The following is a 13208-nucleotide window of genomic DNA, read 5'->3' on the forward strand; positions in this document are numbered from 1 at the left end:
TTCACCAAGACCCAGCGCCATACACCGGCGCCCCCCTGGTTTCCCTGCGGCGCGGCCAGAAGCCACCGACGGGCGCATGCGAGCGGAGGGTGACGAGAGCGGTCAGAAACCGCGGTCGATCCACTCCTGGAGGTGCGGGGCCTCGGCCCCGACGGTGGTCGTGTCACCGTGACCGGTGTGTACGACGGTGTCGCCGGGCAGCGTCAGCAGCCTCTCCCGGATCGACTCGACGATGGTGGGGAAGTGGCTGTACGACCGCCCCGTCGCCCCCGGTCCGCCCGCGAACAGCGTGTCCCCGCTGAACAGCGCTGCCAGGGCCGGCGCGTACAGGCAGACCGCTCCCGGCGCGTGCCCCGGGGTGTGCAGCACGGTCAGCTCGATGCCGGCCACGGCCAGCGTCTGCCCGTCGGCCAGCTCGGCGTCGGGCGCCCGGTCCGGGTGGGTCTGCTTCCACAGCGGCAGGTCGTCCGGATGGAGGAGGACCGGGGCGCCGGTGCGCGCGGCGAGTTCGGGCGCGGCGTCGATGTGGTCGTTGTGGGCGTGGGTGGACACGATGGCCGTCAGCCGCCGGTCGCCCACCGCCTCCGCGATGGCATCGGCGTCATGAGCGGCGTCGACGACGATCGCCTCGTGATCGTCCCCGATGATCCACACGTTGTTGTCGACGTCCCAGGTACCGCCGTCCAGCGAGAAGGTCCCCGAGGTCACGAGCCGTTCGATGCGGGCGGCCATCAGAGCACCACCACCGAGCGCAGCACATCGCCGCCGTGCATCCGCTCGAAGGCCTTCTCGACCTCGTCGAGGGCGATGGTCTCCGTGACGAAGGCGTCCAGGTCGAGGCGGCCCTGGAGATAGAGGTCGATCAGCATCGGGAAGTCGCGCGAGGGCAGGCAGTCGCCGTACCAGGAGGACTTCAGCGAGCCGCCGCGCCCGAACACGTCGAGGAGCGGCAGCTCCAGCTTCATCTCCGGGGTGGGCACCCCGACCAGGACGACGGTCCCGGCGAGGTCGCGGCCGTAGAAGGCCTGGTTGTACGTCTCCGGACGGCCGACGGCCTCGATCACGACGTCGGCCCCGAACCCGCCGGTCAGCTCTCGGATCGCCTCGACCGCGTCGTTCTCCTTGGAGTTGACGGTGTGGGTGGCGCCGAGCTTCTTGGCGGTGGCGAGCTTGCGGTCGTCGAGGTCCACGGCGATGATCTTCGCCGCGCCGGCCAGGCGCGCGCCGGCGATCGCCGCGTCGCCGACGCCACCGCAGCCGATGACGGCGACGGTGTCACCACGGCCGACGTTGCCGGTGTTGATGGCGGCACCGATACCGGCCATCACACCGCAGCCGAGCAGACCGGCGGCGGCCGGCGAGGCGGCGGGGTCGACCTTGGTGCACTGTCCGGCGGCGACGAGCGTCTTCTCCGCGAAGGCGCCGATACCCAGGGCCGGGGACAGCTCGGTGCCGTCCAGCAAGGTCATCCTCTGCTTGGCGTTGTGGGTGTTGAAGCAGTACTGGGGCCGTCCGCGCAGACAGGCCCGGCAGTTCCCGCACACGGCACGCCAGTTGAGGATCACGAAGTCGCCGGGCGCCACGTCCGTGACACCCTCCCCCACCGACTCCACGACGCCGGCCGCCTCATGGCCGAGGAGGAAGGGGAAGTCGTCGTTGATCCCGCCCTCGCGATAGTGCAGGTCGGTGTGACAGACCCCGCAGGCCTGGATCTTGACCAGAGCCTCGCCCGGTCCGGGATCGGGCACGATGATCGTTTCCAGGCTGACGGGGGCGCCCTTCCCCCGCGCGACGACAGCACGGACCTGGTGAGTCATGGCCACTCCTCGGCTGATACGAGACCTGAAGCTGATGTTGCTCATTACGGCACGCATCTCACGTGTCGCAACACAGCATCATGGAGCGCCGGGCGGGGGTCAAGGATGAGGAGGCAAGGGAAGGGCGGGAGATCAGCTCAGCTTCACCCGCACCGTCACGAACGAGTGGGGCGGCACGGTGAGGGCGAGGCCCGGTCGGTCGTCCCGAGGTCGCCGAAGGGGCGTGGTCCGAAGGTTTCCGGCGCGCCGGGGGTGTCGTGGTCCCGCAACCGGCCGGCATCCGCCGAAGGTCGCTCTCCCCGGTCGAGGACCCCAAGCGGCCTACCGGTGTCGGCTCCCTCGACCGGATTGTCGACGACCTCGACCGGCCGCTCCGGCTCGGCGCCGGGACCGTGCTGCTGGACCCCTACCACGGCACCCCGGAGGAGACCCGCAGGCCCGGGCGGCCCGGCGGGCGCTCACCGCCGTCGCCACCCACGGGAACTGGGCGACGCACCGTACGGTTCGCTGCTGGTGGGGCCGGACGGCGCGATGCTCGCCGAGGCCCGCAACACGGTGCGGCGCGACAACGACATCAGGGCCCACCCGGAACTGAAGCTCACCCGCTGGGCCGCCCGCGAGCTCGACGCGCCGACGGCCGCGCGGACCACCCTGTACACCAGCTGCCGGCCGTGGTGGACGACGCGGCCGAGGCCTCCTACCGGTCCTGGGCGCGGGACTTCGCGGGGAGGTCGGTCAAGGAGTCCAGCCAGCGCAGGAGTCGGGCACCCTCGCGGGTCATGATGTCCGGGTCGCGCAGGGCGTTGGCCAGGAGCGACATGCCCTGGTAGGCGGAGACGAGGGTGACGGCGTGGTCGTCCGGGTCGGGCACGCCAAGGGCGCGGAACTGCTGTGCGGCCCAGTCGAGCAGGCGCCGGATGACGGCGCCTGCCTCCACGTCGAGGATCCCGTCGGCACGTTTGTCGAGTTCGGCGGCGAGAGTGCCGGTGGGGCAGCCGTGGCGGGCGGCGGTGTCACGCAGGCCGACCCAGGCCCCGATCAGACCCTTGAGGCGGTCGAGGGGATCGGGCAACTCGTCCAGCCGGCCGGTGAGTTCGTCCAGGTGTGAACGGTGCTCAGACAGGGCGGCCCGGACCAGTTCGTCCTTGGTCTTGAAGTAGTAGTAGACGTTTCCGACCGGGACGTCGGCCACGCGCGCGATGTCGGCGAGGGTGGTCCGTTCGACACCCTGCTCGTGCAGGACCTGGGCCGCCGCGGCCGTGAGGCGACGGCGCTTGCCGGCCGCTCGCGCCACCCTGGGTGCCACTGAGTCAGTCACCCAACCAACTATAGGCAGGGGCAAGGGGCCGTGCTACGGTCGTTCTTAGTCAGTTAGCTAACTAACTTAGGGGTTCCGATGATCGTGGTGACGGGTGCGACCGGCAACATCGGGCGGACGCTGGTGCCGCTGTTGACCGAGGCGGACGAGGAGGTCGTGGCCGTGTCGCGACAGCCGCGGCCCGCCGGGCTGCCGACCGGGGTCCGTCAGGCCCGGGCCGATCCAGGGGACGCTGCGAGCATGCGGCCCGTTCTGCGGGGCGCCGACGCGTTGTTCATCCTGCTGGGCGGTGAGCTCAACGCTCACGGTGAGAGCCCGAAAGCCCTGTTGGACGCGGTCGAGGCGGCGGGGGTGGGACGGATCGTCCTGCTGTCCTCCCAGATCAACTCCACTCGCCCCGGAGCGCCTTCGCACACCCGCCTGCGCGCCTTCGAGGACGCCGTGCGCGCGTCCGGAACGGACGTCACCATCCTGCGGCCGGGCGGTTTCGCCTCCAACGCCTTCGCCTGGGCCGAGTCGGTGCGTGCCGAGCGCTCGGTCTTCGCCCCGTTCGGAACCGTGGCGCTGCCCGTCGTCGACCCGGCCGACATCGCGGAGGTCGCGGCGGCCGCACTGCGCGAGGACGGTCACGCGGGACGGACTTACGAACTGACCGGCCCCGAGGCGATCAGCCCGCGGCAACAGACCGCGGTGATCTCCGAGTCGCTGGGAGAGGAGGTGACCTTCGTCGAGCTCTCCCGCGACGAGGCCCATGCCCATCTCGCACAGTTCATGCCGGAGGAGGTCATCGATGGCACCTTGGACATCCTCGGACTCCCGCTGCCGGCCGAGCAGTTGGTCAGCCCCGACGTGGAGGCCGTGCTCGGCCGTCCGGCCCGGCCCTTCGGTGAGTGGGTCGCGCGCAATCTGACGGCCTTCCGGTGACCGGCGCGAGAGCGGCGATCGACACGGCCGCGCCGACCAGCAGGCCCAGCGCGGTCGGCAGTCCTACGAGTGCGGCCACGCCACCGATGATCGGGGAGACCAGCAGCCAGCCGAGGTTCCCGGCGAAGCCGACCTGGCCCATGACCAGTGCCGAGCCCGGCAGCGTGCCCGCGGCCGTGAAGGCGCCCGGGAACACGGCGCTGATCCCCGCCCCTGCGACGACCAGCGCGGCAAGGGTGATCACGGGTCGCCCGAGGAGCAGCGCCACGCCGAGTGCGGCGGCGCAGGCCAGCGTGCCTGCCCGGATCAGGCGGGTCCAGCCGATGCGGTCGACCAGGCGGTCGTTGACGAGGCGGCTCGCGACCGAGCCGGCCGAGAAGGCCGCGTATCCGGCGGCGGCGGTCGCGGAGTCGGCGCCCATGTGGCGCAGATAGACGCCGCTCCACGAGGCGGGCGCGTCCTCCACCAGGGCGGCGAGGAAGGTCATCAGCATGAGGGTGAGGACGGTGGCGCGGTGGGCATCCGTGCGCGGCACACCGTCCTCTCCGTGCTTGACGGGCGAAGGCTCGTCCACGTCCTCGACGCGCTCGGCGGGCGGGGGCTCGTGCGCGTCGTTTCCGTGCTCGGCGGGCGGGGGCTCGTCCGGTTCGAGCCCGCAGGCCGCACCCGCCGATATCGCGGCGAGGACAGCCGCGACCGACACGGACTGGGGTGTGGAGGACAGGCCGAGGGCCGTCATGGCCACGGCGGCCAGGCCCCCGGTCACGGCGCCGATGCTGCGGATGGCGTGCATCGAGTTGAGCACCGCCCGTCCGTAGTGCCGCTGCACCACCACGGCTTGGGCGTTCATCGCCACCGACGTGCATCCGTCGGCGGCGCCGAGCAGCACCAGCAGGCCCGCCAGTGGCGCCGCCGTGTGCGCCGTCGGGACGAGTCCCAGCGGCACGCTCAGCCATACGGGTGCCAGGCCACTGACCGCGCGGCTGCCCAGGCGCCGTACCAGCAGACCGCCAAGCCGACTGCCGGCCAACGCGCCCAGGCCAGGGCCGGCCAGTACCAAGCCCAACAGCCCTGGGGGCAGCCGTAGTCCACCCTCCACCGCGGGAATACGCGCCGCCCAGGAGGCGAACACCCCACCGTGCACGAAGAAGATCGCCGAGACCGACGCCCGAGCGCGACGGCGGACGACGGCTGTCACGGTGCGGACCTCCATCTGATCGGAAAAATGAGTTGGGCGGGACGGCCTTCGGTCGGTAACGTGCGGCACGCCGTGAACGTCACGCGAGGAGGTGAGACCCATGAACGCTGTATCCGAGTGGGTGCTCCCTCTCTCCGTCACGGCCGGGCGACCGACATAGGTCTTGCCGCCGGGAGCGCCTCGACAACAAGGCACTCCCGAAAGGCAACAGCCATGCATTCTCTGCGCTTCACCACTGAGACGTCGTCGAACGGCGTCGTGGAACGCGACTTCACCCTCGGCGAGATCCCCGGCGTGCTCTGGTCACCCGCGTCCGCCTCCGACCGCGCACCCCTCGTACTGATGGGGCACGGCGGCGGCACCCACAAGAAGTGGCCGGCCATGACCGGCCGGGCGCACCTCCTCGTGGCCGGCGCCGGTTTCCATGTCGCCTGCGTCGACGCGCCCGGGCACGGCGACCGGCCGCGCACCGCGCACGACGAGCAGGAGATCGCCGTGATGCAGCGGGCGATGGCGGCCGGCGAGCCCGTCGGCCCGATCGTCGTCCGCTACAACGCGCACCTCGCGGAGCGCGCCGTACCGGAGTGGCGGGCGACCCTGGACGCCCTCCAGGAGCTCCCGGAGATCGGCGCCGACGGGCCGGTCGGCTATTACGGACTCAACATGGGTACGGCGATCGGTGTGCCGTTCGTGGCGGCCGATCCCAGGATCACCGCCGCGGTCTTCGGTCACCACTGGCCCGATGCCCTGGCCGAGACGGCGAAGCGGATCACCGTCCCGGTCGAGTTCACGCTCCAGTGGGACGACGAGCACATCCCGCGCGAGTCCGGTCTGGCGCTGTTCGACGCCTTCGCCTCGAAGGAGAAGACGCTGCACGCCAATGCGGGCCGGCACAAGGAGCTGCCCAGGTTCGAGGCCGACAGCGCGGTCCGCTTCTTCGCCCGGCATCTCGGCCGGACCGTCATGACACCGGCCTGATCCGAGGTGGGTCGGCGCCCGGCCACCGGTCGGGTGCCACCCCACGATCAGTCGGCCGGCGCCGACTTCAGCGGCGGGATGCCGGAGGCCGACCGGCCGGGCCTCACCCCGTCACCTGCCGGGTGGAGGCTCGCTCCATGGCGCTGTCCAGGTGAGTGATGACGGCCGGGACATCGCCGCTCTCGGTGCGTCGGATCAGCTCCAGGGCCGGGCGGACGAGACCGGCCGGTCGGGCTATCAACCGTGCGAGCACGGCGGCCCGGATGTCGAGTCGCTCGATGGTGGCCGCGCGCTCCGCCTCGTTCTGGCCGGCCAGCAGGACGGCGTTGTACCACGCCTCCTCGCGGGACTGGACGATGCTGAAGTCGAGGATGCGCTCGTCGGTGCGGCCTCCGACCCTGTCCAGCAGCGACATGAACGGCGACAGGGCGTCGACCGAGTCCTGTACCGCCAGCACCACCCGGGCGAGGATGTCGTTGATCAGCAGAAAGTCGTGCCGCAACGCCTGGATGTCCTCGCCGGGGCTGGTCCCCGCGGCGGCGACGGCCAGGTCGAGGTTGATGTGCGCGTTCACGCCGAGGATCAGGTGCTGGACGATGATGGTGTCGGTGTCGTCGAGCAGCCCGAACGTCTCGCGCCAGCACCGCGGCCCGCTCCGGTCGCGACGCCATGCGTCGTGCGCGTCGAAGTAGCGGTTGCCGAAGAGCGTGTCGAAACGGTCCATTCGGGCGCCGTCCTCGAACAGGCCACCGTGAATGGCCGAGCGGATCTCGACGGTCACCTGTCGGTACAGCGCCGCGAAGTACCCGACCCGGTCGCCGTCGCGTTCGGCCTCCCGCACAATCCCGGCAAGCCCGTCCACGACACCGTCGATGTTCTCTGCCGCCATGCCCAACTCCCCTCTCACAAACCCCACTTGACGAGGAGACGAGTGGGCTCCCGTCCCGGTTCCTGCAGGGCGGTGGCGGAACGGCATCCCCGTGCGGCCCTAGTCGGGCAGCTGTTCCAGTGCGGCGGCGATGCCCGCCCGGCCGGCGACGTCGATCAGGGCCTGGCCGATCACCGAGACGGGTTCGCGGGCCGGGAGCACTAGGCCGATGCGTTCCGTGCGGACCGGGCGGACCAGGGGGACGGCGCGCATGCCCGCGGGGACGCCGAAGACATGCAGCCAGGTGTGCGGTACGACGCTCGCCCAGTGACCGGCTCTGACCTGGGCGAACAGGGCCGCGATCGAGTCGGTCTCGACCCTCGGCGTCACCGGGACCCCCACCGTCTCGAACACCGCGTCCAGGACCTGGCGCCCCTGCATCATCGGGTGCAGCAGGCACAGGGGGTACTGGGCCGCTTCCTCCCACGAGACCTCGACCGGGCCGGGATCCGGGGCCGAGAGCCGGGTCAGCAGGACGTAGCGCTCCTGGTAGAGCGGGACGAACTTGAAGTCCTGTCCGACGACCGAGCTGTGGTAGGTCACGGCGGCGTCGAGCTCGTACGTACGGAGTCTGTTGACGATGTCGACGGCCTGCAGGTCGGCGAAGACCTGGACGGTGGCGAGGGGGTTCGCGGCGCAGAACGGCTGGGTCAGCAGGGCGACCGCGGTGGACGCGGTGGGGACGGTGCCGATGCGCAGCCGGCCGGTCAGCCCCGCCCGCAGGGCCTGGATCTCGCCCTGCATCGCGTCCCGGTCGGCAAGGATGCGCCGCGCCCATACGACGACCCGCTCGCCCTCCGGAGTGAAGCCGTCGAACCTGCGACCGCGCCGGACCAGGGGGATGCCCAGCTCGTCCTCCAGCTTGCGGATGCCCTCGGAGAGGGTCGGCTGGGAGACGTAGCAGGCCTGTGCCGCCTTCGCGAAGTGGCGGGCGCGGGCGAGGGCGACGAGGTACTCGAGTTGGCGCAGCAGCACTCTCCAATGATCCACCGTGCACGGGATTCCCGCGCCGGAGGCGTCGATCACGCAGCGGTGATCGGTGCGGCCTCTCAAGCGATAGGAACTACCGCTTTGACCTGGCCCGACACACCGACGAACAGTGAGGGGTCACATGAGCAGAGAGGGCGTGACGCTCGATGCGGGACTTCGACGAGCCGTATGATCCGGACGAGGCGGAGCTGTCCGTCACGGCTCCCAAGACCTGGGCCACCGGCGCGCCCGCCGTCGTCCACGCCCTGAAGTACGCCCTGGGCCAGACCTCGCCCAAGCGCACCGCACTGACCCTGCTCGGCATCAACCAGGCGAAGGGCTTCGACTGCCCGGGCTGTGCCTGGCCCGAGCCCGCGCCGGGACACCGGCATCGCAACGAGTACTGCGAGAACGGCGCCAAGCACATCGGCGACGAGGCCACCTCGCGTCGGGTGACCGCGGACTTCTTCCGGCAGCACTCGGTCGACGAGCTGAGCCGCAGGTCCGACTACTGGCTCAACCAGCAGGGCCGGCTGACCGAGCCCATGGTGCTGCGCGAGGGTGCCACGCACTACGAACCGATCGGCTGGGACGAGGCCCTCGACCTGCTCGCCGGCGAGCTGCGTGCCCTGGACCACCCGGACGAGGCGCTCTTCTACACATCGGGCCGCCTCGCCAACGAACCGGCCTTCCTGCTCCAGCTGTTCGCGCGCGCCTTCGGCACCAACAACCTGCCGGACTGCTCCAACATGTGCCACGAGTCCAGCGGTTCGGCCCTGGGCGAGACCCTCGGCATCGGCAAGGGCAGCGTCAGCCTGGACGACCTCTACGACTCCGATCTCGTCTTCGTCGTGGGGCAGAACCCCGGCACCAACCACCCGCGCATGCTGTCCGCGCTGGAGGAGACCAAGCGCCGTGGTGGCCGTGTCGTCGCCGTGAATCCCTTGCCGGAAGCGGGACTTCTGCGCTTCAAGCACCCGCAGAAGGCGCGTGGCGTCATCGGGCGCGGTACACAGATCGCCGACCAGTTCCTGCAGATACGGCCCGGCGGCGACCTCGCCCTGTTCCAGGCGCTGAACCTGCTGTTGCTGGAGGCGGAGGACAAGGAGCCGGGCACCGTCCTGGACCGGGAGTTCATCGAGGCGCACACCACGGGCTACGACGCCTTCGTGGCGAACATCCGGGAGACCTCGTGGGATGCCGTCCTGGAGGCGACCGGGCTGACCCGGGACGAGATCGAGCAGGTGCATGAGCGGGTCCTGGCCAGCCGTAGTGTCATCGTCTGCTGGGCGATGGGTCTGACACAGCACAAGCACGGTGTGCCCACGATCCGGGAGGTCGTCAACTTCCTTCTTCTGCGCGGCAACATCGGCCGCCCGGGAGCGGGCGTGTGCCCGGTGCGCGGACACAGCAATGTGCAGGGCGACCGCACGATGGGCATCTGGGAGCGGATGCCGCAGCCCTTCATGGACCGGCTGGGACGGGAGTTCGCGTTCACCCCGCCGGCCGAGCACGGCCTGGACTCCGTCGACTCCATCCGGGCCATGCGCGACGGACGCGCCAAGGTGTTCGTCGGCGTCGCGGGCAACTTCGTCCGCGCGACCCCCGACAGCGACGTCACCGAGCGCGCCCTGCGCAACTGCCGTCTGACGGCGCACATTTCGACCAAGCTGAACCGGTCCCACGCGGTGTGCGGACGCACGGCGCTGATCCTGCCGACGCTCGGCCGCAGCGACCGTGACGTCCAGGCGGGCGGGGAGCAGTTCATGACGGTCGAGGACTCCATGAGCGAGGTCCACGCCACCCGCGGCCGTCTCGCCCCGGCGTCGCCGCACCTGTTGAGCGAGGTCTCGATCATCACCCGCCTCGCCCGCAAGGTCCTGGGGTCCGAACCGGCCATCCCCTGGGCGGACTTCGAGGCGGACTACGACCGCGTCCGCGACCGCATCGCCCAGGTCGTCGACGGATTCCAGGACTTCAACGAGCGCGTACGACAGCCCGGCGGCTTCCGTCTGCCCAACCCGGTCAACTCCCTCACCTTCCGCACGCCCAGCGGCAAGGCCGTCTTCAGCGTCAACGACTTCACGATGCTCCAGGCGCCCGAGGGCCACCTGGTCCTGCAGACGCTGCGCTCACACGACCAGTGGAACACCATCCCGTACGCGATGGACGACCGCTACCGGGGCATCAAGGGCGGCCGGCGCGTCGTCCTGGTCAACTCGGCGGACCTCGCCGACCTCGGCCTTGAGGACGGCGCCCTCGTCGACCTGATCAGCGTCTGGTCCGACGGCTCGGAGCGCCGCGCCGACGCCTTCCGCGTGGTCTCCTACCCCACTCCCCCGGGTTCGGCCGCCGCCTACTACCCGGAGACCAACGTCCTGGTACCGCTCGACAGCGTGGCCGACATCAGCAACACACCGACGTCGAAGAGCGTGATCGTACGGCTGGAGCGGGCCGCCGAGCGGACCCCGGCACCGGCGTGACGCGGGCGCACCGCCGGGCCGCGGGTGAAGGCGGTGGTCATCGACGCCGGGTGAGGGATCGGCCCGTTCACCGGGTCTGTTCATGGTCGTTGAACATGTTGATCAGGCCATGGGGTGTGTCGTCGCCGAACATGGACTCGTTGAGTTGGTCGCCTTCGACGGCGGCGGCGATGCTGCGGGGGAACAGGGCCTGACCGCTGGGCGGACACGCGGCGGACGATGACTGGAACGGCGTTCCAGTGCATCCAGATTGGAACGGCGTTCCAGCAACTGTCAAGCTGGAACGCCGTTCCAAGGCGCTCTAGGGTGGCGGCACGGCAATCAGGACACGTCGTTCGGAACGGCGTCAGGAACCGCTCTCCCGGGAGCGCATCGTCGACGCCGCCATCGAGCTACTCGACACGGTGGGCGAGGGTGGTCTGACGTTCCGCGCGCCGGCCGAGCGGCTCGCACCGGGCCCGGGGCGATCTACTGGCATGTCACCGGTAGGGCCGAGCTCCTTGCCGCCGCCACCGACGCGGTCATGGCCACCACCGTCCCCGCCGACAACGCCGACGCGACGCCGCAGGAGGCTGTCCGCGCCCTCGCACTCGGCGTGTTCGACGCGATCGACGCCCACCCCTGGGTCGGCGCACAGCTCGCCCGCGCATCGTGGCAGCCGCCGATGCTGGGGGTCTTCGAACGCGTCGGGCGCCAGGTCCAGGCGCTGCGCGTGCCTGACGCGGCCCAGTTCACCGTGGCGTCCACGAGGTGAACTACATCCTCGGAGTGGCGGGTCAGAACGCCATCGTCGGCGAGACGCTCCAGCCGGACACGGACCGGGCCGAGTTCCTGGGCGCCGTGGCCACCGCATGGGCCGAACTCGACGCCGCCGAGTACCCGTTCACCCGCACCATCGCCCGCCAGATGCGGGAGCACGACGACCGAGCGGAGTTCCTCGCCGGGATCGACCTCATCCTCACCGGAATCACCGCGCGCCGGTGGCCGGGTTTCCCGAACGGCGGTGGGCGACGCGGTGCAGGCGATCGCGGTCGAGGACTTCCCCTTGTACGTCGTTCAGGTGAGGTCGGAGAGGGACTTGCCGACGGAGGCGAGGGTGGCGGGTTTGCCGTAGTCGCCCTTGTACTTGTAGGCGGGGGCGTCGCAGCGGTAGGGGCCGGTGTCGGGCTTGAAGTCGGCCGGCTGCCAGCCCTTCGTCGTGGTCTCGACGATGGAGTAGCACTTGGGCGGGATGTTGTTCCGGCTCAGGTCGGCCGGGGCCTGGAGCCCGCCGCCCGTCCAGGCGGTCTGTTTGATCGCGTTCTCGTAGACGCACTTACGGGTCACAGTGGCGCAGTCGCGGGCGGACGTGGCGAACAGCAGCCAGGCGGAGAAGGCGCGCAGCACCGGGTAGGTGACCTGCTTGCCGGGGGCGTACTTCTTGAACAGGTCGATGACCTGCTGGGTCGCCGGGGTGGCGGCGGCGCTCTCCAGCGGTGCGGTCGCGGAGAGTTCGGCGTAGTTGTGCTGCTTGGCCAGGGCGGTGCCCGCGAGTTGCGGGAAGGCGGGGCCGTAGGCGTTGCTGTTGGCGTCGATCCAGTCGGGGGCGTAGCCGATGGCGGTCAGGGCCTGTTCCAGTTTGGCGAGGCTGGCGAAGTCACCGAGGAAGGTGAGGCCCTTGACGCCCTTGCTCTTGATCTTCTGGGCGTACGGCGTCCAGTCGGAGACACCGGCCGCGGGATAGAGGTCGTTGTAGGTGACCTTGCCGCCTAGGCCGGCGATGCCCTCGGTGTACTGGGCGGCGAAGGTCTTGCTGACCGGGCTGTCGCCGGCGATGATGCCGACCTTCCGGGCCGAGTCGGGGTACTTGTCCTTGAGCAGCCAGGCGTAGTAGCCGGCGTAGGGGAAGTAACCGACCCCGGCGCCGGTGGCTGGCACCTGCAGGTCGGAGCCGACGGCCTGGGTGGACTGGGCCGGGAAGTCGGGCAGCAGGCAAGTGAGCCGGTCGGTCACCCCCAGGCCGTCCAGCGCGGCGCCGCCGCCGACCAGGGCGAAGTCCGCCTTGCAGGCGGCCAGGACCTCTTCGCGGACCTGCATGAGCTTGGTGTCGCGGGTGACCGGGACGAGCTTGCGGCCGTTGATGCCTCCCGCGGCGTTGCACCAGGAGGTGAACACCTTGGCGGCGTCCGGGAATTCGGAGTTCTTGGTGAAGCCGAGGTCGGTCAGGACCCCGACCTGGATCGAGGCGGCCGTGACGCCCTGGACGGCGGAGGACTTGGCGGTGCCGGGACCGCACACGTTCTTCAGCGTGCCGAAGTCGGACGAGGCCTTGGCGGAGGCGCCCGCGGCCGGGGTACCGCTCGTCTCCTCGCCGGTGGCGTCGGAGTGCGAGGAACAGCCGGCCAGCAACACCGCGACCGCGCTGACCGTGCCGATGAGCAACCTGCGCAAGATGCCTCCTCGGGAAACTCGGACACCGCAGTCCGAGACAGGTGAGGGAGTACGCGCCGGAAATTACATTCTCTTTTTGAGGTAGGCAAGTATTCTCACGGGAGAACTCGATACTATTTCTGCGGAACGCCGATGCTCGGTCGGTCGCGTCGGGGAACCGCCC

General features: G+C 70.4%; 11 protein-coding genes and 2 pseudogenes. 5 read left to right on the plus strand and 8 right to left on the minus strand.

Going from position 1 to position 13208, the window contains the following annotated elements:
• Nucleotides 1-102: 102 nt before the first annotated feature.
• Both ACWC09_RS33485 and ACWC09_RS33490 read right to left on the minus strand, forming a co-directional pair.
• On the minus strand, nucleotides 103-732 hold the full coding sequence (locus ACWC09_RS33485; RefSeq protein ID WP_450854683.1) for an MBL fold metallo-hydrolase: 630 nt from the start codon (nucleotides 730-732) through the stop codon (nucleotides 103-105).
• Nucleotides 732-1817 carry an S-(hydroxymethyl)mycothiol dehydrogenase gene (locus ACWC09_RS33490; RefSeq protein WP_450854684.1) on the minus strand — a complete coding sequence of 362 codons (1086 nt, stop codon included), beginning with the start codon at nucleotides 1815-1817 and terminating at the stop codon, nucleotides 732-734. The genes ACWC09_RS33485 and ACWC09_RS33490 overlap by 1 nt, the downstream gene beginning before the upstream one ends.
• Nucleotides 1818-2297: 480 nt before the next feature.
• On the opposite strand from ACWC09_RS33490, the pseudogene ACWC09_RS33495 reads away from it, so the two are divergent.
• A pseudogene (locus ACWC09_RS33495) lies at nucleotides 2298-2489 on the plus strand (nucleoside deaminase); the annotation flags it as partial.
• A gap of 25 nt (nucleotides 2490-2514) precedes the next feature.
• On the opposite strand, the gene ACWC09_RS33500 reads toward ACWC09_RS33495, so the two are convergent.
• The gene (locus tag ACWC09_RS33500; RefSeq protein WP_450854685.1) at nucleotides 2515-3135 is read right to left on the minus strand and encodes a TetR/AcrR family transcriptional regulator; all 621 of its coding nucleotides are present in this window, start codon (nucleotides 3133-3135) and stop codon (nucleotides 2515-2517) included.
• Nucleotides 3136-3213: 78 nt separating this feature from the next.
• Between ACWC09_RS33500 and ACWC09_RS33505 the strand changes: the two genes are divergently transcribed.
• Nucleotides 3214-4059: an NAD(P)H-binding protein gene (locus ACWC09_RS33505; protein WP_450854686.1), complete on the plus strand. Its 846-nt coding sequence runs from the start codon at nucleotides 3214-3216 to the stop codon at nucleotides 4057-4059.
• On the opposite strand, the gene ACWC09_RS33510 is transcribed toward ACWC09_RS33505, so the two are convergent.
• The gene (locus ACWC09_RS33510; protein ID WP_450854687.1) at nucleotides 3974-5257 is read right to left on the minus strand and encodes an MFS transporter; all 1284 of its coding nucleotides are present in this window, start codon (nucleotides 5255-5257) and stop codon (nucleotides 3974-3976) included. The genes ACWC09_RS33505 and ACWC09_RS33510 overlap by 86 nt on opposite strands.
• Before the next feature lie 213 nt (nucleotides 5258-5470).
• Here ACWC09_RS33510 and ACWC09_RS33515 point away from each other — a divergent pair, with 213 nt between their 5' ends.
• Complete coding sequence (locus tag ACWC09_RS33515; RefSeq protein ID WP_450854688.1) at nucleotides 5471-6235, plus strand: alpha/beta hydrolase; 765 nt, start codon at nucleotides 5471-5473, stop codon at nucleotides 6233-6235.
• 103 nt (nucleotides 6236-6338) lie between these two features.
• Here ACWC09_RS33515 and ACWC09_RS33520 read toward each other — a convergent pair whose 3' ends face one another.
• Both ACWC09_RS33520 and ACWC09_RS33525 read right to left on the minus strand, forming a co-directional pair.
• Nucleotides 6339-7124, minus strand: a complete 786-nt coding sequence (locus ACWC09_RS33520; protein WP_450854689.1) for a DUF5995 family protein — start codon at nucleotides 7122-7124, stop codon at nucleotides 6339-6341.
• A 99-nt stretch (nucleotides 7125-7223) separates the two neighbouring features.
• Complete coding sequence (locus ACWC09_RS33525; protein WP_450854743.1) at nucleotides 7224-8138, minus strand: LysR family transcriptional regulator; 915 nt, start codon at nucleotides 8136-8138, stop codon at nucleotides 7224-7226.
• Between the two features lie 161 nt (nucleotides 8139-8299).
• On the opposite strand from ACWC09_RS33525, the gene ACWC09_RS33530 reads away from it, so the two are divergent.
• A complete protein-coding gene (locus tag ACWC09_RS33530; RefSeq protein WP_450854690.1) occupies nucleotides 8300-10615 on the plus strand; it encodes an FdhF/YdeP family oxidoreductase in 2316 nt (771 codons plus the stop codon).
• Nucleotides 10616-10682: 67 nt separating this feature from the next.
• Here the strand turns inward: ACWC09_RS33530 and ACWC09_RS33535 are convergent, their stop codons facing one another.
• Nucleotides 10683-10910, minus strand: a complete 228-nt coding sequence (locus ACWC09_RS33535; RefSeq protein WP_450854691.1) for a hypothetical protein — start codon at nucleotides 10908-10910, stop codon at nucleotides 10683-10685.
• Between the two features lie 25 nt (nucleotides 10911-10935).
• Between ACWC09_RS33535 and ACWC09_RS33540 the strand changes: the two are divergent.
• Nucleotides 10936-11593: pseudogene (locus ACWC09_RS33540) on the plus strand (TetR/AcrR family transcriptional regulator); the annotation flags it as partial.
• A gap of 78 nt (nucleotides 11594-11671) precedes the next feature.
• On the opposite strand, the gene ACWC09_RS33545 reads toward ACWC09_RS33540, so the two are convergent.
• Nucleotides 11672-13045, minus strand: coding sequence for an ABC transporter substrate-binding protein (locus ACWC09_RS33545; protein WP_450854692.1), 1374 nt, complete (start codon nucleotides 13043-13045; stop codon nucleotides 11672-11674).
• Nucleotides 13046-13208 lie beyond the last annotated feature (163 nt).

The organism is Streptomyces sp. NPDC001617 (assembly GCF_053596855.1).

What these genes read in the sequence shown, in the direction of transcription:
- ACWC09_RS33485 (WP_450854683.1), bottom strand. Translation starts at nt 732, where the DNA reads ATGGCCGCCCGCATCGAACGGCTCGTGACCTCGGGGACCTTCTCGCTG.
- ACWC09_RS33490 (WP_450854684.1), bottom strand. Translation starts at nt 1,817, where the DNA reads ATGACTCACCAGGTCCGTGCTGTCGTCGCGCGGGGGAAGGGCGCCCCC.
- ACWC09_RS33505 (WP_450854686.1), top strand. Translation starts at nt 3,214, where the DNA reads ATGATCGTGGTGACGGGTGCGACCGGCAACATCGGGCGGACGCTGGTG.
- ACWC09_RS33515 (WP_450854688.1), top strand. Translation starts at nt 5,471, where the DNA reads ATGCATTCTCTGCGCTTCACCACTGAGACGTCGTCGAACGGCGTCGTG.
- ACWC09_RS33520 (WP_450854689.1), bottom strand. Translation starts at nt 7,124, where the DNA reads ATGGCGGCAGAGAACATCGACGGTGTCGTGGACGGGCTTGCCGGGATT.
- ACWC09_RS33530 (WP_450854690.1), top strand. Translation starts at nt 8,300, where the DNA reads ATGCGGGACTTCGACGAGCCGTATGATCCGGACGAGGCGGAGCTGTCC.